We start from the raw sequence: 23,190 nt of genomic DNA, 5'->3' as shown, positions 1-23,190 counted from the left end.
GGCACATTGTGATCGGTTCTGCTGATGCTTGTCTGGGTGCCGGCCTCCGCCGGCATGACGGAGTGTGTGTGGTGGATGGCGGGGCTATTGCACGGCCGGAGCGGCCAGTCCGTCGCAGATTTGGCCGTAGAAAAGCCCGATAGGCGGGGCATTCGGCCCCTTCATGTTGCATTTTGTTAACGTGCGGGTCGGGGGCCCCGTGATAGCTTAGGCGCGCATGGTAGAGCCTCAAAACAGGGATCTCGGTCCCGAGATTTCACGTTCGTTTGCGCGCAAAGTCCGCCTGAGTACGCTTGCGCTGTTTTTCGAGCGGCTTTGGCCGCGGCTGTGGCTTGTGATTGGCCTGGCGCTGGTCTTCGCCATGCTTTCGTTTCTCGGTTTCTGGGCCTACCTCGACCCGCTGATCCATAAGATCGTGCTGGCAGCGTTCGCCTTGGGCGGTATCGCGGCTGGCATTTACGCGGTTCGCATTCCGTGGCCGACGCGTGATGACGCCATCCGGCGGATCGAGCGCCGCTCCAACATTCCGCACCGGCCCGCGACCTCCTACGAAGATACGCTCACGTCCGGCGCGTCGGACGCCACCACGTCCGCGATTTGGCAGGCGCACCGGGAACGACTGGCGCGGGCGATCGCGCGTCTTCGGGTCGGCCGTCCCACGCCCAGAACCGATCGTTTCGATCCCTGGGCGCTGCGTGGGCTTCTGCTCGTCCTTTTTATTCCAATTGCTCTGCTGGTGACGGGGAGCCTTGGCGACCGGTTGGCCGCTGCTTTCCGTTTCGGCAGTGGCGAGGCTGGCCCTCCGGCCCGCGTCGATGCCTGGGTGACGCCGCCACCCTATACGGCACTTCCTCCCGTGCTACTCGCCGACGGCTCGCAGCAGGCCGGCGACGGGACACATGAGCGGACCACGTTCTTCGAGGTTCCGGATCGCAGCCTGCTGACTCTCAGAGGCACCGGCTTCGGCTCAACCGGCCTGTCGCTCGAAGTCTTGAGCGATGGCGCCACCGCGCCGGTCGTCGTGCCGCCTGAAAAATCGAAGAACGGTGAAACATCGAGCATTTCGGAAACGCGGTATGAAATCCGCAAATCGGCCCGCATTCGCGCGCTCTCGGGAACGCGGGAGCTTGGGGCTTGGACATTCGACGTCGTTCCCGACGCTGTGCCGAAGATCGCGCTGACGAAGGACATCACCGGTACGCCGCGCGGATCGATGCGTGTCTTCTACAAGGCAGAGGACGATTACGGTCTGCAGAGTGCGGAAGTTAAGGTGCGCAAGGTGCCGCCGAAGCCTGTCGAGAGCGTGAAGTTGTGGGCGCAGCCGCCGCCGCTGACGGGGCCGCGGTTGCCGCTCGAGCGTCCGCCGGTGCTCGGCCTCAAAATTCCACGTCCGGGCGCGAAAACGGTCGATACGTCGGCGCTCCTCGATATCGGAGAGCACCCCTGGGCGGGGCAGCGCGTTCAGCTCTGGCTCGAAGCGACGGATGTCGGCGGTCAGGTCGGGCGCAGTGAGCCGATTGAAATCGTGCTGCCGTCGCGGCACTTCAAAAATCCGCTGGCGCGCGCCTTGATCGAGCAGCGGCGCAACCTTGCAGAAGATTCGCGCAACCGGCCGAAGGTGGTTCGCGCGCTCGACGCGCTGACCATGGAGCCGCAGGGCTTCATCAAAGACGACGGCGTCTATCTCGGTCTCAGGGCGATTTATCATCGTCTCGACCGGCAGGAGACGCGCGCGGCGCTGAATGAGTCGATCGATGAGCTTTGGCAGATTGCGCTGAAGATCGAGGATGGTGCGCTGTCGCAAGCCGAGCGCGCGCTCAAGGACGCGCAAGATCATCTGTCGGACGCTATCGAGAAGGGCGACGACAAAGAAATTCAAGATGCGATGGCGGAGCTGAAGAAGCGGCTCAACGACTATCTCAACGAAATGCAGAAGAACGCCGAGAAGGAAAATCCCTCTGGCGATCAACAGCAGCAGGACGATCAGAATTCCGAGCTCGGTCAGCAAGACCTCGACCAGATGATGAAGGATCTGGAGAAGAGCGCGCGCGAAGGTTCGCGCGATGAAGCCGAGCGAATGCTGTCTGAAATGCGCGAATTGATGGATCGCCTGCAGGCGAGCAATTCGCCGGAAGCGCGCGCGCAGCAGAAACGCGCGCAGGAGATGATGAAGAAGCTCAACGAGCTGAGCGATCTCACCGGCAAGCAGCAGCAGCTGATGGACGATACGTTTGGTCAGCAGCGCCGCCAGGAAGGGCAGGGCGGCTCGCAGGAAGATCAAAGCGGTCAGGGTTCACCGAAGTCCGGTAAGGGCAAACAGGGTCAGCAGAATGGCCAGGGCCGTCAGCAAGGCGGACAGGGCGATATGCAGGCCGACCAGGAAGGCGGCGGACAGCAGGGCGAAGGTCAGCAGGGTTCGCAAGGCAAGTCAGGCGGACAGCAGAAGCGCGGCAAGGGTAGTCTTCAGGATCGCCAGGCGCAGCTTCGCAACGAACTCGACAAGCTGCAAAAGGATCTCGAGCAAATGGGTGCGGGCGATCCCGACAAGCTCGCCAATGCGCAGGAGTCCATGGGCAAGGCCGAGGACGCTTTGAAGCAGGGCGATCTCGACGAGGCAGCCAATCAGCAGGGTCAGGCACTCGAGCAGATGCGTCAGAGCGCTCAGCAGATGGCCGAGCAGATGCAGAAGAACGCGCAGCAGCGTCTCGGTCGTGGCGGCAATTCTCCCCGCGATCCGATGGGCCGGCCGCAGCGCGCGCAGGGCCCGGATCTCGGCACGTCGGTCAAGGTGCCCGACGCGATCGACGCGCAGCGGGCGCGGGAAATTCTCGAAGAGCTGCGCAAGCGTTCGGGCGAGAACCGCAGGCCGCAAGACGAACTCGAATACATCGACCGGCTGCTGAAGCGGTTCTAGTGTCTTTCACCTTGTCTGAAAGACACTAAAGCAGCAATCGACGAGAGGCTCTCCAACACCTGCTAATGACCAGGCAATAGCATGTCACCCGCTCGCGTCGCGCGAGCCTCAGTCTTCGGAGGGACCTAGAATGCAGCAAGCCAATCACTACGATCGACGCGCTGTTCTTGGAGGTCTCGCATTGGCGCTTTCGTCGTTGACGACTGGCGTCTGGGCTCAGTCAGCGTCCACCCTCAAGGTCTTCAAAGACCCCAACTGCAGATGCTGCAACGCCTGGGTTGAGCATTTGCGCAGTCATGGGTTTGAGACGACCGTAACCGAGACATCTGAAATGAAGGCCGTGAAAGCGCGTTTTGGCGTGCCGGCCGCGCTCTCGTCCTGCCACACAGCTGAGCTTTCGGGTTATGTGATTGAGGGCCACGTGCCGTTCCATGCTATCCAACGGCTGCTGACCGAGAAGCCCCAGGCCATCGGGCTCGCCGTTCCCGGAATGCCCGATGGCTCACCGGGCATGGGTGGTGAGCCAGAACCCTATGATGTGGTGATCTTTACGAAGGATGAGCAGCGGTCGTTTGGCCGTTACAAAGCCGATCGACCCATAGCATAGAAGGGACAGTTAGCTTCTCACCAATGCAAAGACGAGGGCCTAGCGCAGCGCGCGCAGGGCCCGCATTTCAAAGCACCTGATGCGATCGATGCCCAGCGGGCGCGGGAAATCCTCGAAGAGCTGCGCAAGCGTTCCGGCGAAGCCGCCGGCTCTTAAAGCGGTTCTAAAGCGCCGTCCCCGCCCGACAGGATGGCCGCCTCAGTTTCTCGGCTGCTCAAATCAGTACGGTGATTAAGAAGGCGTTAACGCCACCTACGTCAAATGGCCTATGCCATTTCGATTCGAAGGTGAGGGCATGCCGTGACCGCAATCGACAGCGTGCACAACTACAGCAGCCGCGTGGTGGCGTTGCAGCTGCTGAGAGGTAAGTCCGACAATGGGCCTGCGAGCGACGGCAAGAGCGACGACTCCACGTTCGTGACGTCCGTCGCGGCGCGAGCCGGAAAAGCTGCATCGGGCCCCATTCCGCCAACAAAAGAACAACGGGAAGTTCTGGCCTTCCTTTCCTTCACGGGCTTCAAGGCTAGCTCGGACGATGTCGCGGAAGGATTGCGGAAGGTTTTCTCGGACCACGATCTACAGGCCGAGTTCAGCGACATGGTCAAGGAGGAGATGAGGAAGGCTCGGGAAGAAACGCACGAGATGATTGTCTCTGACCAAGCGCGTCACTTCGCTTTGGTCGACGTGATCATTGCACATCGTGAAATGTTTCCGCCGGAGGCGTTTTCGTTCAGCACCACTTTTACCGGCTATGATGGCGTCGAGACAAAATCTAAGGAGATCCCGTCCGCTTCGGATATGGCCGCTAAAATTTTTAAAGGGCAAGTCGCGGAGAAGCAGGCGGATTATGACGCTGCAGTTGCGGCCAAAGCCGCGAAGCCTAATCCGGACGGCGCGAAATTAGATGCGATGGAGCAGGCCGTCAGCACGCTTACGATGAACGGTCAGGCGCCGGTTGCCCAAGGTGCCACCGACGCCAAATCCGCCTACGCGGTTTTGACTCAAAAACTCTATTCTGACGAAACCGACGATAAGAATGGTTCGGTTAAGCACGCGACAGAACCAGAAAAAGACACATCGATCACGACCTCAAGATCGGCGTAGGTCTCTGCGTTTACAATCCACAGGGCGACGATGCGAATAAAGCAGCGCTTCTATCGTTTCGATCAGGTGTTCGATAACGCGCATCATTGCGTGTCTCCGTATGTCCTTCGTTCGCTGACGAAACGGTGCGCCGCGCGGCCGCGCCGGACAAACGGCATTGCTTTACAGGGCCTGTAAGGTTTTGTTACATCAGGCATGGCTCGCCGATTGCCGCCGCTCAATGCTCTGAAAGCGTTCGAAGCCGCCGCGCGGCTATCGAGTTTTTCGCGCGCGGCAGCGGAGCTCAACGTCACGCACGCCGCGATCAGCCGTCATATCCGCACGCTCGAATCCGAATTCCGAACGCCGCTGTTCGAGCGGACTGGCCGCGGAGTAACACTGACGGAAGCCGGGCAATCACTGGCGCAGGAATTGACGAAGGGGTTCGATCTGATCGCAGCTGCGTCGAGCCGCTTCGCGCGTCCATCGCGGCGGCGAAAGCGATTGGTCGTGACGTCGGATGTTTCGTTTGCGGCCCTTTGGCTGGTGCCCCGGCTCGGAAAATTCACGGAGCTTCACCCGGAGATCGATATCGTTCTCGACCCGAGCCACCGGCTCGTCGATTTCGCCAAGGAGGACTTCGATCTCGGCGTCCGTTTCGGTGGTGGCGAATGGACCGGCGTCGATGCACGGAAGCTCCTCGATGCGAAACTGATGCTCGTCTCAAGTCCGAAATTCCTGGCGGACAGTCCTTTGGCGGCGCCTGCCGATCTCGACGGCGCGCTTCTCATTCAGGAGACGGCGAAGGAGTGCTGGAACGCGTGGCTTGCCGCTGCGGGAATTTCAGGCCGCGTGGTGCCGTCCGGGCCAACTCTCAATGGCGATCTTGCGCTTGCGGCGGCGGAAGCGGGGCAAGGCTTCGCGCTCGCCGATCAGATTCAGGCGGGAGATGCGCTTCTGGCGAAGCGGCTCGTGCGTCCGTTCGATATCGTCGTGTCGCGGCAGGGTTACTATCTCGTTAGCCGCGCCGGTGCGAAGGTACCGGAGGCAGCCGCCGTTTTCGAAACGTGGCTCGCCTCAGAGCTTCAGTCGTTCGCGGACAAGCTTACTGCTCAGTTCGCTGCGGCGGTTTTCGGGACGAAGCGCGTGAGGAAGCCGCCGATGACTTGATGGCTCGTCAGCTTTGCACCTGCCCAGCCGTTTGGCGGTTCTTCGCCACTCCACCAGCGCGAGAACTGTCGCCACATGTCGATCGGATACCATGTGCCGTCGCGGCCGGTCAGCGGGCCCCAATAATCGGACGTCGTGAATTTGTATTCGACGAAGACAGAGCCTGTCGGAAGGCGGAACTCGAGGCCGAAGAGCGCTTGGCCGACTGGGCCGGTATATTGATATTCATAAGTCCGCGACGGGTCGGACTTCGGATAAATCTCGGAATGTGGAAACGCGAGACCGGCGCCTGCGCCGAGGTAGGGTGAGATTATTCCGATCGATGGCAGGCGCATCAGTCCGTTGAGCGTCAGCATGTTGTGACCGTGCGTCCACTCGAGCTTGTTGAAGTAATCCCGAGGCTTCGCCTTTGGCGGAACGGGCTTGCCGTCAACGGTGCCTTCGAAATTGAACTCCTGGTCGAGCGGGGCGTAGACCTTCGAATGCGTGAAATCGAGCATCGAGCCGAAGCGGCCCGTGAACCAGCGTTGGAGGCGGACGCCGTAGTAGAGCGGGTTCTCGAAGGGCAGCGTGTACCAATCGACGTTCTTGATCGTGAGATCGGTGACGCCCTTCTTCACGAGATGGAAGTCGCTCGGATAGTGATAGGGCGCGCCGAGGTAGGCGCCGAAATCCGTTTCACGTCCGGGTTGGAGGGCCGTCGATAGAGGAACGCCTCGCGAGCCCGCCGTCGAGGTGTTGCGGGAATTGTTCGGCAACGCGGCCGCCATGACGAGACAACCCATAGTGGCGACGGCGGCGGCGATCTCAAGGGTGCGCTTTATGCCGGATGAGGGCTGCCACGGCATCGCTGCCGATAGCGACATGAGGGGCGCAACAAGGCGTTCGCGTGCGAGCATTCTGGACATTCCCCCCATGGGCCGCGCTTGACGGGCGGCTTTCGAACTCACCGGCGAGGTTTATGCGCCTCCTCCGGGCGCTTGCAAGGCATCGAGCATACGGTTCACTGCGGCAATCTGCGGCGCATCACGCGTGAGGTACTGCGGTCCCGTGTAACCCCACCAATCCCAACAGCCTTGCGGGTTTATAGAGGAACCCGCCGTCTGTGGAAAAAGCACGATGAAGCGGTTCGTATCAGCCCATCGGGCGAAGCCCGATTCCTTGATGAACGTGTCGCCGACGGCCTCGCGATTCTGCGAGCAGCCGTGGAAGGCGATATGAACGCGGCAGCCCGGTTGCTCCTTGCAGGACCTCGGAACGTAGACGACGCCGGTTTCGGCAAGTCCGGCGCTGTCGTCTCGCGGAAAGAACGGGCGTTGATCGAAAACGATGAAATCGCCGCCGGGCGTCGCTGCGCGCGGCTCGAGGTTCCCGTAGATCTGTTTCAGCAGCGCGCCAGCCTGATCGTAATTGCAATTGACGACGTAGGGCTCGCCTGAGGTTCCGCAGGCGCTGCCTTCGCCATCCGTCACGAAGGCGTGGCCGGCGGGCACGTTTGAGACGAGTTCGATGTTCGATTGGGGGACGCCGAGTTTTTCGTAGAACGTTGCCGCGTGCTGGACGATCGAGGGCGCGACGGTGTGGTCCGAGGTTCCGGTAAAGAGATAGATGCGGTCTCGCACGACGTCGGCGATCGGATCGATTTCGCCTTTGTCTGCGCGTTCCTTGGCCTTCGCCGCAAGCTCTTGCGGGTCCGAGACACCCCAGACGCCGAGAAGGTCGAGCATGCAGCCGTTGACGGCTTTGCTGAGGTTCAGGAGCGCCGTTCCAGTGCCCGGAAGCGTTCCGGCGAAGATGCTTTCGGAGCAGCCGTAGGGCCCGCCCGCGATGATACCGGCGCCCGCAACGCGTTTGGCGTGCGCCATCTGGAATTGTCCGGCCATGTAGGCGCCGGATGAAATGCCCGAGACGGATGTTTCATCGACCTTTGCGCCGAGTGCAGGAAGTGTCCGGACGGATGCCACTTCTTTTTGCGCGGTTTCGTTGCAGCCGCCCGACGCCAGAGACGAAACGCTCACGACGAGCATCAGCACACATTTTGGAGTTGCGGCGCGGTGGCGTCTCATGGGTGCTCGAATTCCAAATATGCGACGAGAGAAAAATGCTTAAGGTGCAACGGCGCTGTAGGAGAGGGACCAATCGGGCCCAACGTACCAGCAGTTTGCACTATCAACCGGCTGCTTCCAAACGAGACTTTTTACATCGTCCCATCCGCCGTTTCTGAGGCTGCGATACAAATTCCTGATTTCGTCGTTTCCGGGTTCCGGCGTCAGTCCTTCCGCGAAAACGAATGAGACCGGCCAGGCCGACGATGCCGCGTAACCCTTTTCGAGACGCGTTGCCGCGATGCCGACGCCATTCAACGAGCGGCCGTGCGAGCGCGTCGAGTTCGGGATGCCGAGGGGGAAGATCATCCGGCCGCCGGGTTTGAGATTTTCGATCCAAGGGTCGGCCGGACGGGGGATCGCGAAATTCACGTACACGACATCGGATTTTTTTTCGGGCCAGAAGCAGCCGTTGGCGTGGACGACATCGACGTTCCGGCGGGAGGACAAGTTTTCTCGCGCCCTCTCGGCGCAACCGGAGTCGTATTCAACTGCCGTCACGCGCCCATCAGGCCCGACGAGCTCCGACAGGATAGCGGAATAATATCCGGTTCCCGCGCCGATGTGCGCCACGCGATCTCCAGGGCGCGGAGCGACCACGTCGAGCCAGTGTGCGTGCAGCGAGGGACTGCCGTTGTTGACGCCGCGTTCCTCGTCCAGCGCGATGACGACGTCCTGGTAGACGACGGCGGGATCTTGCTCGTCGACGTTTTGATGCGACCACGGCGTCAAAATATGCCATCGGCCGTGGCCCAGAAATTTTTCGCGCGGCACGCGGGCGAAGGCGTTTTCGAGCCGTTCGTTACCGGTCACGCCTGCGATGGCCAGCATCTCGCGCGCGAAGAGGCGACGCACCTCGGCGAGTTTCATCTCAAGCTCCCGGCAACGCTACCGTCTCTGCGGAGGAAGGCCAACGCGGGGACGGCCGTCGCTCCGCCTGCGGCGTGGGCTACCTTAGCCTGATAAAGGCGCGGTCGGTACGGCCATTGGCATCGATCACCGTGAGTTTGGCGAAGCCCGCGCTCGCGGGCTGCCATGTGGCTTCGCGCGTGTGGGCGTCGGACTGAATGGGCTTGCCGTCGACGAGCCAGGTGAGTGGCAGGGCGCCGCCGTCGGCCTTGAGCACAAGGGGCTCGCCGTCGAGATCGGTTTCGGCGATCTCGGATTGATCCGGCGGGAAGGAGATCAACACGGGCGGCTCCAGGAATTTACCGGCGGCCGGATCGTCGCTCGGGTCGCGCCAGCGCTTGAGCGGCGCGGGCAAGTCGGCGTTCGTTCCCTTGATGACGTTGGCGGGTGCGCCGGGAAGCGGCGTACGCGGTCCGGGCAGGCGCTCGAATGCGTCGAACAGGATCGGCGCGGCGGCGCTCCGGCCCATCAATCCCGGAATGGATGAGTTGTCCGGACGTCCAACCCACACGGCGACGACATAACGGCCGTCGAAGCCGATGGCCCAGGCGTCGCGATAGCCGTAGGACGTTCCGGTCTTGTAAGCGAAGCGGCCGCCCTTGGCGTTGAGCGGGGGCGGAGCATCTTTCAGAATGTCCGACACGTACCAGGCGGCGAGAGGCGACATCAGGCGGTGCGCGTTGACGAGCGGCTTGGCGTGCGTTGCTCCCCAGATCTTGCCCCGCTGATCATAGCGATGCGTCAGCGTGATGCCGTCGCCGCCGCGCGCCAAGCCTGCGTAGAGCTGTGTCAGCTCTTCGAGCGTCAGGCCGGTTCCGCCGAGCGCCATCGCGAGCGTCGGCTCGGATTTATCGGGGAAGCGGGCCGTCACGCCGGCGCGGCGGAAGCGTCCGGCGAGTTTTCCTGGTCCGACGCGGGCGAGCACGCGCACGGCCGGCACGTTGAGCGATTGTTCGAGCGCTTCGCGTATCGAGACGGTGCCGTGGTAGCCCTCGTCGAAATTCTTCGGCGCGTAGGTTCCAAAGCGCACGGGCCGATCTTCGATGAGCGTCGCGGGATGGGCGAGGCCCGCTTCGAATGCGAGGCCGTAGATGAAGGGCTTCAACGTCGAGCCGGGAGATCGGACGGCGGTCGCCATATCGACGGCGCCGTGGCGCGCCGCGTCCATGTAATCGGCGGAGCCCACTTCCGCGAGGATTTCGCCCGTCTGGTGGTCAGCGACGATGATGGCCGTCGAGACATTGTCGCCGATCGTGCGCGCGTGCTCTCGCGCAAGCCGTTCGAGATTTTGCTGTAGAGGGCGATCGAGCGTCAGCTTGATGACGCTCTCGGCCGGATGCGCAGCCACTTCCGTTTCAGAGAGATGCGGCGCGAGCATCGGGAAGGCGTAGCGAACGGCCGGGATGCGTTCGGCTTTTGCGCGCTCGGCTTCGGCGACAGTGATGACATGCGCTGCCGCCGCGCGTGTCAGCACGCGATTGCGGGCGCGGCGAGCCGCTTCGGGATTGCGATCGAGACGGCGCATTTCCGGCGATTGCGGGAGCGCGACGAGCAGCGCGCATTCTCCGAGTGACAGGTGTCGCGGCTCCTTGCCGAAGTAGGCGAGCGATGCTGCTCGCACACCTTCGAGGTTGCCGCCGAACGGCGCGAGACGGAGGTAGAGTTTCAAGATCTCGGTTTTCGAGAGCGTGCGTTCGAGTTCGACGGCGCGGGCCATCTGGCGGAGCTTGCCGCCGGCTGTGCGCTCGTGCTTGCCGTCAAGTAGACGCGCGACCTGCATCGTCAGCGTCGAGCCGCCGGAGACGAGGCGGCCGTGACGAAGCATCTGGAGCACGGCGCGCGTTACGGCTTTCGGATCGACGCCATGGTGGCTGTAGAAGCGTTTGTCTTCGAAGGCGAAGAGCATTTTCAGATAATGCGGATCGACGTCCTTCGGATCGACAGGCAGGCGCCATTTGCCTTCGGTCGTCGTGAAGGCGCGTAGCAGACGGTCGTCGCGGTCGATGACAGTGACCGATACGGCTTTCGCTTGCTCGAGCGGCAGCGGTCCGGCGTCGGCGAAAGCTTTGAGATAGAGGCCGTATGCGCCGCCTGCGGAAATGAGCAACGAAACGCTCGCGGCAATGGCGATGCGGCGGATCGTGAATTGCCGGACAGATTCCCCTCCGCCTCCGCGGGGAGGGGTTAGGGGTGGGGGGATCTTGCTCGGGCTGCACCCCACCCCCGACCCCTCCCCGTCAAGGGGAGGGGAGAAGAGGGGGAGGCGAAGAAAATCTGAGAATCGCCGGAGGAGAGTGGCTGATGTTGGGGGCACAACCTGATCATCACCCCCGCTCCGGCCCTCCCCCTTGCGGGGGGAGGATTGGGACATCCAAAACCTGATGCCTTTCACGCGTAGACCCAGCCCCACGTCGCGTTACTCCTTTGCCGAGACGGTGAGCTGACCAGCGGCGGAGCGGGCGTAGCGCTCCGGGCGATACATGTCTTCGACCGTCGCCGCGGGGTGAACGAACGTGCCGGGATTTACCGCGCGGACGATGTAGGCGAGCGTCGCAGTCACGGCTTGCGGCTTCTTCTGTGCCGTGCCGTCGGGCAGCACGACCGAGCCATCGTCCGGAACTTCGACCGAGTTCTGGTCAACGCCCTCGACCGAGCTGCCGTTGTCGCCGTTCGAAGTCTCGGCCGTCGTTCGCACGTTGGAGAAGTTGAAGGCCGCAACGAAACGATCATCGCGGAATTCCGTGTGCTCGGGATCAGCCGTCGATTTCAGCCACGAAAGGCCGGAGATCGCGCCGCTGTCGATCAGGTGCGGGTTTTCGATTTCGAAGCCCGCGGGCAAGCGATCGACGACCATCACGCGGCCAGCCGGTTCGTCGGAGGTCACCTTGACGGTGATGACGAAACGATCGTTCTGCTTGACCTGAGCCTTGCCGCCGCTGAGGCTCGCCAGATCGACCTTCTTGCCGTCGAGCGCGTAGGCCTGACGTTCGATCTTGAAGCCTTTCGAGGCGGGCGGCTCCGGCGTCAACGCGGCGCCGATGACGGAGATCACGGCATCGACGGCAGTGTCGCCGTTGTTGGTGATCGTCAGCGTGCCGTCTTTCAGTTCCGCAGGCTTCAGGCCTTTGAGCAGCGGACCGTTCACGGGTTTGCCGTCGATCGACAGCGTCGTTGCCTTCACCTCGTCGTTCAGCGCTTTTGCCGCGAGCAGCATCCATGCCTGTTCTTGCGTCGAGGTATAGCTGCGCGTCTCGTAGGCTTTGGCGATGACCGTCGCGAGCTTCGGCTGCATGTCGCGTGCGACGCCGGTTTCGGCGGCGAGCGTCACGAGCGCTGCACCATCGCGAAGTGTCGAGCCGTAGTCGCTGCGATAGCCGCTATCCGGTGTGTCCGGCATAGCTGCGAGGGCGGCGGCGAACGTGCGTTCGGCGCGTTCCTTGTCGCCCATCATCGCGAGCGCGGCGCCGACTTGCGCTTTGGCAAGCGGCGTCGAGAAGCGTCCGATGCGTTCGTCGGCGTAGTAGCGGAGATCGCCGACCGGCGCACGGCCGTTACGAGCGAGGACATAGAGCGCGTAGGCGCGGTCCTCGCCGCCCTTCTCGAAGTCGGAAGCATAGGCGATGAAGTTCTGCAGTTTATCGAGGGCGCGATTGAAGCCCTCGCGCGGCACGTCGTACTTCGCTTCCTTGGCGCGCGTGAGGAAGTCCGTCACGTAGGCGGTCAGCCAGAGGTCTGTCGATGAGGGACCCCACACGCCGAAGGCGCCGGTCGAGTCCTGCATCTCGAAGACGCGGGCGATTGCGCCCTGCACGCGTTCCTTCAGCGCCTTGTCCTCGGCGAGGCCGATTTGCGCGGCGACCGCGTTGGCGACGACGAGCGGCATCGCGCGCGACACCGTCTGCTCGGCGCAGCCGTAGGGATAGCGGTCGAGCTGAGCGAGAAGCGTGGGCACGTCGAGACGCGCTGCCGGGCCGACCGAGAGGTTGATGCGCGTCCGCGACTGGATCAGATCCTGCGTGAGATCGCGCGTCACCAGCAGCTTGCCGCCGGGTTTCAGCGACGAGATCGTCGTGCGTTTGATATCGCCAGCGGGCGGCAAGACCTGGAACGTCATCTCGCGCTTGACGCGAATATCGTTCGGGCCGGTGACGACGGCTTTCAGTGTCAGAGCACCGAGATCCGTTGGTTTGAATGCGATACGCTGCAACGTGCGTTCGCCGTTTTTGATGTCGATCGTTTTGTCGGCGATCGGCGTCAGCGTCTCGTTGGTGTCGTCGCCTTCCTTCTTGGAAAGTGCGAGCTTGTAAGGCGCGGCGGGGCCGTCGACGTTGTGGATGGAGAATCCGAGATTGATTTCATCTCCGAGCGTCATGAAGCGCGGCACGGCGACGGTCAGTGCCACCGCATCGCGCACGATCAGATCGCCGGAGCCGTGGCCGACCTTGTCCTTACTCCAAGCGACGGCCATCACGCGGACGGTGCCGTTGAAGTCGGGAAGTTCGAATTCGACGTTCGCTGTGCCGTCTTCCTTGACCTGGACGAGACCGGAGAAGAGCGACACGACCGTTTCGACCGTCGGGTTGCCTTGCAGTGCCGCGCCGCCATCGCCGCCGGAACGGAGCTTGCCGCGATCGGCGCGCATGCCGTCGATCAGCTTGCCGTAGAAGTCGCGGATTTCGAACGCGAGCTTCTGCTGCTCCGAGAAATATTTCTCGGGCGCTGGCGTTTCATAACGCGTGAGATTGAGAATGCCGAGGTCGACCGCCGCGACGACGACGCGTGCGTCTTCGCCTGGCGCGAGGCCCTCCACCTTCAGCGGCACGGTGAGTGTGCTGCCGGATTTCACCTTCTCCGGAAGCGTCACGGCAACTTTCAGATGCTTGCCGCTCTGGTCGATCGGCAGCCAGCGGACGCCAATGGCGCGGCTCGGCATGCGCTTCTGCGTTTCATCCATCGGGCGATAGAGAATAGCCGTCGCGTAGGCGCCGGGGCCCCATTCGCCGGAGATCGGGATTTCGACTTCACCGCCGCCCTTGGCGATGTCGACTTCCTTCATCAGGTGCAGGCTGGTGCCGAGCACGGTGACGAGCGCCTTGCCGCCGAGCTTCGACGCTATGCGCAGCTTCGCGGTCTCGCCGGATTTGTAGCTGTCCTTATCGAGCGCGACGTCGAGCTGCTCGGGGCTATCGACGTTTTCGCCTGCCGTGTACCAGCCGGCGTTGAAGAGCACGCTCGAAGCCGGGCCGTCGGCGTCGTTGGAGGCGACGTCGAGGCGATAGCGGCCCCACTGGATGGGCTGCGAGATTTTCGCGGCGCCGTCAGCGGTAACGGCGAGCGCGCCGCTGCCGATCTTGCGTTTCACAGTGACGGCTTCGTAGGTCCACGATCCGTCGCGGCGATACCATTGCCAGTTCGTGTCGAGGCGCGTCAGCGTCCAGGTGAGGTTGTTGCTCGCTGCCGGTTTGCTGTTGGCGTCGAGAAGCACGACTTCGAATTCGGCGTTCTGATCCTCGGCGGCAGTGAAGTTTTCGAACAGCGGCTTGATGCCGATGCGCTCGAGCTTCAGATCGACGGGCAGCGTGATGTTGCGCTCGATGGTGCGGCCGCCGTCCTCGCGAAGTTTGACGGTGATCGCGGCTTCGAGCGGTTTCGGCGTCTTCGGCATTTGCGGCAGGACGATCGGGATCGCAGCCTTGCCGTCCTTGTCCATCGCGAGGCTTGATTCCAGTGGCTGCCGCGCCGGGTTCACCAGTTCCTCTGCTTGTCCGAAGACGTAACCGGCGTAGCCAGCGACGGGCTTGTTCGAGGCTTTGACGACGACTTCGCCTTCGATGCCGAGACCGGCAGCGGGTGGGCCGTAGAGATAGCGGCCGTCAGCATTGATCGTTTGATTTTCGTCGGGCGTCAGTGCTGGGATGTTGGCCGAGAGCGTCATATCGAGGCGTTCAGGCACGAAGTCTTCGACGAGGAAGCTCTTCTCGGCGATCGCCTCGGCTTTCGGGTCGATATAGAGGCGGAGGCGCCACGTTCCGGTCATCGCGGTTTTTGCGAGCGGCACGGCAAGCGCGCGGCCGCCGAGACCCTGATCGTTCATCACGAGGCGCGTCTGCTCGACGCCGTCGGGGCGGAAGACCATCAGCGTCGTCGGCACGGACGATGACTTGCCGAACTGGTCGCGGATGAGCGCGGTGACGTTTACGTCTTCGCCGCCGCGGTAGACGCCGCGCTCGGTGTAGACATAGGCGTCAACGGGGCCGGACGGGTCGCGGCCTTGAACGCCACGGTCGGAGAGGTCGAAGGCGTTGAGCGTCAGATCGAGGAAGGCGTATTCGCCCTCGCCTTTCTGGGCGACGAGGATTGCGGGCGCGGTGCCGCCTTCGCCCTTCGTAAGGCCTGCGTCAAACTTTGCGTAGCCGCGTTCGTCCGTCGTCGCGGTTGCGAGCACTTCGTTGTTGCGCGCGATCAGTCTCACCGAGGTTCCGGCGACGGCGGTCGCTTCGGTCAATGAGCGGACGAGCGCGTGAATGCCGTCGTTACCGGTGAAAGCAGTCAGGCCGAGATCGGAAACGATGAACCACTGCGTTGCGCGTTCGTAGCTCTCTTCCTTCTGCTTCTCGGTTGGCTTCGCGACCATGACATAGACGCCGGGCTCGAGCTTGCCCGTCGCGTCCGTTACTGGGACTGCGGTTGAGACTTCTTCGTTGAGCTTCGCGGCAATATCCATTTGGCCTTGGAAGACCTTGATGCCGGAGCGATCACGGATGTTGTCGACGTCGTAGCTCGAAAGCTGGCGCGCCATGTCGCCGGACTGGAGCGTGGTCGCGAGACTGCGGTCGCCGATGCGGTAGACCTCGACGTCGATCTTGCTCGTGTTGGTCGTGAGGACGGGGATGCCTTGCTGTCCGCGCGAGGGCAGCACGTAGGCTTTACCGCCGAAGTGAACGGAGGCCGACCGGTCCGGCACGTAGACGGCGATGTTTGCGGTTTTGAGCAGCGTCTCGCCGATGTCGGAGGGAAGTCCCGCGCGAATTTGGACTTCGTAACGCTCGCCGTGCTTCAGGCCTTCGAGGCAGAGCTGTTTGCCATCCTGCACCAGGTTCTGCGGATCCTTGCCGCCAACGGAGATGAACTTCGCGACGTCGGTTTGCGTGCGCGAGAGATCTTCCGAGAACTGGAGGCAAAGCCTGGGGGGCGTCGCGTCGTTGTCGGTCTTGTAGTCCGTCATGCGGAAGCCGTACTCGCCGCGGAGGCGGTCGTACATTTCGCGCGTCGTCTGATCATCCGCGAGTGCGAGGCTCAAGCTCAGCGCATCGAGTGCCGGGCGCCAGTAGGAGCGCGCTTCGAGTGTGCGGCCGAGAACGAAAAGGGCGTGGGCTTTCTGCGCGTCGTCGGTTGCGCGTTGATAGCCGCGATAGGCGGCGCCGGAAGCGTAGATCGGCAGATCGTAGCGTTCGCCACCTTTATCGGGATCGGGCTTTATCGCGAGCAGGGCTTCGGCGAGGCGCGTCCAGGCGTTCGAATCCTTCTCATCGACGGCGACCGCGTTGGCGAGTGCTCGCGAAGCAGCGCGCGGGTCCGTGGCGAACACTTTTTCCGCTTCGGACTTCAGCGCGGCGGGCGTCTTGCCGTCGGGCTTCCAGTTGGTCTTGAGATAGGTTTCGTAGCGTTTCGCATCGGCGGCAATGCCTTGGTGCAAGAACGGCTTTTCGGTAGCAACGGCGTTCGAGACTGTTGCCAGTGCGAGAGCGAGAAACACGGCAAGGCGCGCGATAAAGTGCATGGGGGTGGCATCCTATGTGAGTGCCTGACGACCGGGGCTTCGCGTGGCACACATTTGCACCTCGGCTGAGCCCGAGGCGGAGTATCGCTATTTTGCGGCAGGTTCAAAGCCCATCAGGGGCCAAGGGCCGAAGCGCGGCGGCAATTTCGGAAATTCCGCTCTTTGCGCGTTCTTGCGCCCTTTTTCCGCGAATGCACGTATAGAGATTATCACGGTGCGAAAAGGCGGGGATAAGTTGTGCGCGGCGCACCACGTCTGTCATACCGGCGGAGGCCAGCACCCAGACAAGCTTCAACAAAACCGTAGACGCGGTTCTATCAGTGCTGACCGCAAAAGCGAATGCGCTGCACTTTGCCGGGATGACGGGTGATGCAAACAGCAATGTCATCCTCGGGCTAAAGCCGGGGATCCACCGGTCAGCACAGGTTGCTGCTTAATGGATCCTCGGGACGAGCCCGAGGATGACATTGCGTGTGATTAAATCGAACTGCTCGCCGTCAGTGGCGGGGATTGCGGGGCAATGCGTCCTGCTCGCCGGATTGTACGGCGATGATTTCGGGCGCGACGGTTTGCACTGCCAACGGCTTCAGCGGGCGGCCGCGCACCCAAAGTTTTTCGAAGGATGCCGTCGCGAAAACGGCAGTGGCGGTTTCGTTCGGATGATAGAGCTCGAAGGCGTCGCGCTTCGTGGGATCGCGGCGAAGGCAATCGCCAATCCAGACAGACTTTTCGCCAACGACGAGCTGTTCGTGAGCGGAGCTGAAGCTCGGGTCGGCGAGAACGCGGAATTCGGCGTTAGCAATATCGAACAGTGCAGCGGCTGCCGGTTCTTCAGAGTTCGTATCGCAGATCAAAATTTTGATCCGCGTATCGTCGATACGGCCTTCGGACCAGGCGGCGCAGAGCGCGCGCGCGACTGGGCTATCGGGATTGCGAACGAAAACAGTCAAGCACTTGGTATCGGCCGGGCCTTCGTCGTGGGAAGCGAGACCATCCACAACGAAGTCCTTGAGACGTGCTTCCTTGTCCGTTCGAGCCACCATCATGAGACGCGAAGGCGAAGCGATGCGCATTTATGAATTTCCCATCTTGAGCCGACAAAAAATCGGAATTTCGAACTGCCCCCCGCTGGGCATTCGGCCGGCCCATTAAGCCAAGAAGAATGTTAAACAAGCGTTGCTGGTCGGTTCGATTTAAGGCGAACGGCGTTATCCGTTTTTCTTTCCAAGTCTTTTTCATTCGGCGGCCGGTGGCGCTATGCGCCGGATAAGGGCTCTATCGTCTTCAGAAAGCTGCATTTCTGCGCTCAAGGCCGGGGCTTGTTCACTGGCCTCGAGGGACTCTTGGCGATCGCTTTCCAGTTCGGTCCAGCGCCCGTCAAATCTACGCATCGCGGCTTCCAGAGAGCGCGGCATGACCGCCTCACTGACGGGCACAGAAAATGTCGCGGTTTCCCGCTGCAGCGTCACGCTGGTGCGCGGTTCCGAGAGAACGGGTGCGGCGTCCTGCGGTTCGCTCCGCGGCTGCGGGTTGCGTGGGATGGTGACGACGGTCGCTGGGCGAAATTCCGGTAGGGGCGGCGGCGCGATGGGCTCCGGTTGAATGGTGTTGCTGTTGGCTGCTTTGACGGTCACGTCCGCTTCAGGATCGGGCTTCGGTGGGGGACGGCGGACGCGCGGCGCTTGCGGCGGCAAGTCAGGTTCGGGCCGATAGGCTTCGGCATAGGGACCGAAACGGGCGGCATGCTCGGGATCGATCGCTAGGTTCGATCGATTGGTGCGCAGGGGTCGTTCGAAAATCGGGGCGGCTCTCGGCTCATCGCGATCATCGACGGGGGAAGGCGGCAATTCGGGAGACGACGCTTCCGTTGCCTGCGGCGACGGCATTGCATCGCGTCTTCCGGAGCGATGGTTGGCGGCATCGCTTCGCTCGGCGCGGCGTGCGGCTCCCATGACGGCGCCGAGGATGATGTCCGACCAAGCCCCGTTCGTGAACTTGTAGACGCGGAATGATTCCGAGCCTGCGAACTTCGAGCCCTGGCGTTTCAGGCGTTTCTGGATGCTACTCGTAATGGGCAGCAGCGTGCGCTTGAAGATCTTTTCCTTCTCGAAGCTGGCGAACAGATTGGCCAGGAGCTGCGCTTCGACGCGCAGGTTTTCGCGTTCGGTCGGATTCATGCGGGGCGGCGCGTCGAGTGGCACGGCGACGTAGTAGTCTCCGTTCATGTCGAAGACGACGTGCCGGAACAGCTCGAAGTTCTCGCGGATTTGTTTGTCGCGATGAATGTCGTTGAAGCGCGACAGGATCTCGATGACCGGTCCGCGCTCGGCGGCTTGCATTTTCGGAACGAGCCCGTCGAGGCGGCCTCCCGCACGCTGCCCCATCGAGACGAGAAACAGGCAGAGATCGACGAAAAGGGCGACGGCGAGCGGAACATAGTCGCGCTTCGAAAGGCCTGCGGTTAGATCGTCGGCGCTTAAGTGCGAGGCGCGGGCTTCGGCGTCGGGATTTTCGACAGACTGAATGGCTTTCTTCTGCAATTCGCGCAGCTCGTCGGCGGTAGGCGGCATTTTGAACGACAGCAATCCGTAGAAGGTCGTCGTCAGGCGGCGGAAGGCTTCGATGGTCGCTTCCGAGCCTTCGACGGCCGCGATTTCGGGTTTCTGCAACTCGGGCAGCTGGTCGATGGCTTTGACAACGCCGCGAAGCGCCATCTGCAACTGAGGATCGGGGCAAGTGATCGAGCCGTTCTTGCCTTCGCCGAATGTGGTGCGCTCGGCGCGGTCAGCGAGGTCGGAGCGGATTTGGCGAAGCTGCGGATCGGTGCGAAAGGCGTTGAAGCCTGTCGCCGTCAGGTCGAGCTTGCGGCCGAGTGCGCGCATGAATTCGTTGCGCGTTCCGGTTTTGGGATCGAAGGTCGATGCGTCGGCCGAGACGATTTTCGCCAAGTCGCCGTTCAGTGCTTGCATGTCGCCTTTGACGGCGCTGACGCGGCCTTTGACGAAGTCGGACGCAAACGAGAAACGCTGCGCGTCGTCTTCGCGCATTTTGCGGCGGGGTCCGTCGCCCGGTTTCGAATTCGGGCACGACGTTCCCTTCGTGCGTTCGAGTTCTGCCTTGTCGGTCGAGACTTGGGTCAGCTGCGTCAGCGTCGCCTGAAGCTGTTCGAGGCGCGTTTCGGCGCCATGCAAGGAATTCTGCACTTGGCTGACGGCGCTCTCGGCCGAGCGGGAGGCTTCGCCCCGGCTTTCGAGAACCTTCCAATAAAAGCCAAATCCGAAGCCGATCGAGATCAGCGATAGGAATACGTAGCCGGCTGCATAGAAGAGCTTCGTCGTGAACGGTTGCGGGCGAAACAGCTGGTCGAGCAGCCAGATGATCATCGTCATCAACATCGCGACCGAGAAGCCGACGATGACGCGATGGACGAGCGGCAGGTCGCCCATGTTGGCTTCGATCAGTTCGAGCATGCCGACGTAGGTCGCGACCCACGACAGCGCGCCGAGGCCGATGATGAGGATGAGGCGCTTCCAGTCGCGCGGGGCTGCAAGCGGTGCGTCGTCGGTGCGCGCATCGGCGTAGAGGCGCATCGAGCCCGTCCCGCGCCCGAGTTCAGGACCTTCCAGGTTCATTACCGCCAACCCATCCCATGTGAGAGGGGCAGACTCCGCGCGCAGTCCGCGTTTTTAATGTCGCAACTGCGGCTCGCTCATGTTCGAGTGCTGGCGGATTTTCAGCGCGCAGATGAATAAGAGGTGAGTTACTTGCAACCTGCGGGGCTTGGCTGGATCCCGGCCTGCGCCGGGATGACGGTGGGGTGGAGTGGACGGTGCCTACTTCCAAGCATCATCCCCGGAAGGAGCCGAGGATCACGGCAAACGTTAGTTCGCCGTTAGAGTGCGAAGCTGTTCGTCCGACGGCGATCGGTTGCGTGCGCTTACCTTCGCGCTTTCCTCGGCGACCGTTCGCGGAACGCCGCTCAGACTTGCGACCGGTGTTGGCCGGCGTGCGGGGAGGAAGTCCCGGCGCGGGTTCGATTTTGCGTGATCGGCAAGATCGCGAAGGAGCACCTCGAGAAGGGGTGCTGCAATCTGTGCGGCGTGGAGATCGCGGGCCCACGGCTTCGATGCCGTGCCGGTGCCGACGAGCACGACGTAGGAATAAGCCGCGCCATTTGCGAACTGCAGGCCGCCGGAAGCCCAGGCATCGACGGTGGCGTTCGGGTCGAGCGAGACGGAGGTTCCCGTCTTGGCGAAATGGAGCCGCAAGTCGCCGCGGCGGCGTGAGCACCAGTGGCTCAGGCTTTTCAGCGTTCCATAGGATTGGCCGCCCGTCTGATAACAGAGCGGGGCTTCGAGAAGCGAGCGGATCAGCCAGACCGCGTTCGGCCGGATGAGCGACTTCGGAATAATGGCCGGGCGAGCTTCGGCCGTGATGCCGGCGCCGCCTTGGCCTTTCTGCGTGTAGTCGTAGGCTCCAATCAGCGTCGGGGGTTTGATCGGTTTCGTGCCGCGTCCGATGAGCGACGCGAGGATCACGCTCGACATGAACTGAACGCGCTGCGGCGCTCCAGCGATCTGACCGAGGACGACGGCCGTCGAAGGCGGCGTCCCGCCAAGTTCGGCGGCGGGGGGCATCGTGAAGCCGAAGCCGTCGATCAGGCGTTTGACCGGCGTCTGTCCGAGTTGTGCGCCACGGTTGATCAGCGGCGCGTTGAGTGAGCAGGCAAAGGCGACGACGGCCTTGCGGTTGCCAGAGCTTCCACCCTTGGCGCAGGTATCGAGGCCCTGCGCAGGTGCTTGCGGATCGGAATAGAGACTGTCGACGGTATCGCGTCCCTGATTGGCGAGTGCGACGGCCAAGAGCATTTTTCCGGTCGACGCCACCTGCCGGCTTTCGCGCGCCGGATCATAGCGGCCGTCATCGGAGCGGCGAGCGGGCAGTGAGCCGAAATAGGCGGCTGTTTCTCCCGCCTCGTAGTAGCGCACGATATTGCCGTCCGCATCGGCCGCGACGACGATGACGTTCGGCAGCGTCTTGTCGGCCGTCACCCTTTTCGGATCGAGCGTAAAGGCTGGGTCGATGCGTGACGTCCATTTGGTGTCGAGGGCGGCGAGTTCACTGTCGATCTTTTCGCGGAAGGCGAGGTTTTCGCCGATGTCGAATGTCGTCGTCACGCCGCGCACGTAATCACGCCAGCTGAAGCCGTAGCTCTGTTTCATTTCTTCGCGGATGCCGAAGCGGGCGGCGGGAAGAAGCAGATTGGCGCGGATCGTGGGATTGGCCTCGGCGCGTTTCACCTCGCCGGGCGCGAACCGTTCGAGCGCGGCTTCGAGTTTCGGCTTCACCTTGGGATCGGGCGGGCCGCCTGCGAGCGCCATCAGCTCGAAGACGACCTTCTTCTGCTCAGTTTCGTCGGTGATGAGTTTCTCGGCGCAGGTGCGCGCGCGGACTTCCGTGATGTAACGCCAGCGGTCGAGGCGGACGGCGTTCAGCCGGTCGTTGCCTTCGAGCAGGATGATCGGCTTGTTGACGGCGGAGGCGAGGACGAATTGCTCGGCGGTCGAGAGGTCCTTCGCTTCCTTGCCGAAGACGACCTGGCTCGTCACCTCCACGCCGTGGAGCGGCTGGCCGCCAGTTCTTTGTGCGAGCCAGATGTGGTTCGCCGCCCACTGCTTCAGAAGCGTGTCGTCGCCGCCGCGGGTGAGCTCGCGATAGATGACGGGCGCGAGCCACCATTCGCCGAGCTTGCGCTGGAGTTTCGTGATGCCGCTCTCGCCGAGGCTTGGCGGCGTTTTGTAAATCACGCGTGCGAACTGCATCGGCAATGTCGAGCCGCCGACACCGAGGCTCGGGCGGCGCGATGCTATGGAGCGGGTGATCGTCGTCAGCGGGATTTTCAGGACGCCGACGAGATCGATGCCGAACGGATTGAGTGGGCCGCCGAGGTAGCGATCCTCATGATAAGAGAGGCAGCGCCAGTATTGTTCAGGCACCTCGCGTACGGGAATGGATTTGTGGTCTGGGTTCGCGACGTAGTCGCCGAGGGCGATGGCGCTGTCGGTGTAGTTGACGTCGCGCAGGCTATCGAGGCGCGGATCGAATGTGCCGACGAAGTTGCCCTTCGGATCGTAGATGGCAGTCGCCAGCCACCGCTCGGCGTCGTAGCCGAGCTTGTCGTGCATGGACAGCTCGCCGAGATAGCCGCGGATCGGCGCTGCGACGTAGACGAGGATGAGGGCGAAGAGAATGTAGAGGAACGCGGCCGTGAAAACGTGGCGGAGCGGACCGAGTTTCGGATTGAAAGCCACGGTCATCATGAGCCAGCGCACGACTGTGCGCGGGAGCCAAAGACAGAATTCCGCGAAAGCGGTCAGATGCCGCAGTAAACGTAACATCGCTGTCGCATAGCCGCGCTATTGCCATCGCCGGGATGGGCGGCGGCCACGCATCAGACTGTAGTTGGGCTTTGCGGCGTCAACTCAGCGAAGGCTAGGCGGCTTCCGTTCCGAGATACGGCAAATATACGGCGCACGTAGGCAGCGATGCCGCCAACGCTAAAGCAGCTTGGATCTTTCAGCGAAATGCAGGAAGGTCCGGGAAGCTCAGAAATTATTCATCA

The 23,190-nt window shown here is 62.5% G+C and carries 12 protein-coding genes and 1 pseudogene; 5 read left to right on the top strand and 8 right to left on the bottom strand.

Features of this window, described 5'->3' with window-relative positions; translation table 11 throughout:
* The first annotated feature begins 217 nt into the window (after positions 1-217).
* The 5 genes and pseudogenes from G359_RS19240 to gcvA all read left to right on the top strand — a co-directional run bounded on the left by G359_RS19240 (position 218) and on the right by gcvA (position 5,774).
* Positions 218-2,914, top strand: coding sequence for a TIGR02302 family protein (locus tag G359_RS19240; protein WP_045837428.1), 2,697 nt, complete (start codon positions 218-220; stop codon positions 2,912-2,914).
* Between the two features lie 130 nt (positions 2,915-3,044).
* Positions 3,045-3,521: a DUF411 domain-containing protein gene (locus G359_RS19235; RefSeq protein WP_045837427.1), complete on the top strand. Its 477-nt coding sequence runs from the start codon at positions 3,045-3,047 to the stop codon at positions 3,519-3,521.
* 66 nt (positions 3,522-3,587) lie between these two features.
* Positions 3,588-3,677 (top strand): annotated as a pseudogene (locus G359_RS21205) (DUF4175 family protein); the annotation flags it as partial.
* 441 nt (positions 3,678-4,118) lie between these two features.
* Positions 4,119-4,625 (top strand): hypothetical protein, encoded by a 507-nt coding sequence (locus G359_RS20845; RefSeq protein WP_156150849.1) that lies wholly within the window; start codon positions 4,119-4,121, stop codon positions 4,623-4,625.
* A gap of 195 nt (positions 4,626-4,820) precedes the next feature.
* Complete coding sequence (gene gcvA, locus G359_RS19225) at positions 4,821-5,774, top strand: transcriptional regulator GcvA (RefSeq protein ID WP_045837425.1); 954 nt, start codon at positions 4,821-4,823, stop codon at positions 5,772-5,774.
* On the opposite strand, the gene G359_RS19220 is transcribed toward gcvA, so the two are convergent.
* The 8 genes from G359_RS19220 to G359_RS19180 form a co-directional block, all read right to left on the bottom strand.
* Entirely contained in the window at positions 5,717-6,673 is a 957-nt protein-coding gene (locus G359_RS19220) for a hypothetical protein (RefSeq protein ID WP_045838256.1), read from the bottom strand. The genes gcvA and G359_RS19220 overlap by 58 nt on opposite strands.
* A 60-nt stretch (positions 6,674-6,733) precedes the next feature.
* Positions 6,734-7,840: an extracellular catalytic domain type 2 short-chain-length polyhydroxyalkanoate depolymerase gene (locus G359_RS19215; RefSeq protein ID WP_245280094.1), complete on the bottom strand. Its 1,107-nt coding sequence runs from the start codon at positions 7,838-7,840 to the stop codon at positions 6,734-6,736.
* 39 nt (positions 7,841-7,879) lie between these two features.
* Positions 7,880-8,749 (bottom strand): protein-L-isoaspartate O-methyltransferase family protein, encoded by an 870-nt coding sequence (locus tag G359_RS19210; protein ID WP_045837424.1) that lies wholly within the window; start codon positions 8,747-8,749, stop codon positions 7,880-7,882.
* A gap of 79 nt (positions 8,750-8,828) precedes the next feature.
* Positions 8,829-11,159, bottom strand: a complete 2,331-nt coding sequence (gene pbpC / locus G359_RS19205) for a penicillin-binding protein 1C (RefSeq protein WP_371199081.1) — start codon at positions 11,157-11,159, stop codon at positions 8,829-8,831.
* 45 nt (positions 11,160-11,204) lie between these two features.
* Positions 11,205-16,568, bottom strand: a complete 5,364-nt coding sequence (locus G359_RS19200) for an alpha-2-macroglobulin family protein (protein WP_045837423.1) — start codon at positions 16,566-16,568, stop codon at positions 11,205-11,207.
* A gap of 497 nt (positions 16,569-17,065) precedes the next feature.
* A complete protein-coding gene (locus tag G359_RS19190) occupies positions 17,066-17,641 on the bottom strand; it encodes a hypothetical protein (protein WP_045837421.1) in 576 nt (191 codons plus the stop codon).
* A 162-nt stretch (positions 17,642-17,803) separates the two neighbouring features.
* A complete protein-coding gene (locus tag G359_RS19185) occupies positions 17,804-20,200 on the bottom strand; it encodes a hypothetical protein (protein ID WP_045837420.1) in 2,397 nt (798 codons plus the stop codon).
* Between the two features lie 249 nt (positions 20,201-20,449).
* Complete coding sequence (locus tag G359_RS19180; protein ID WP_045837419.1) at positions 20,450-22,966, bottom strand: transglycosylase domain-containing protein; 2,517 nt, start codon at positions 22,964-22,966, stop codon at positions 20,450-20,452.
* Positions 22,967-23,190: the final 224 nt, after the last annotated feature.

The sequence above is a fragment of the Hyphomicrobium sp. 99 genome, from assembly GCF_000384335.2.
GTDB lineage: Bacteria > Pseudomonadota > Alphaproteobacteria > Rhizobiales > Hyphomicrobiaceae > Hyphomicrobium_B.
Note: the sequence above shows the minus strand (reverse complement) of the source record. Positions and strands in the feature narration are given on the sequence as shown.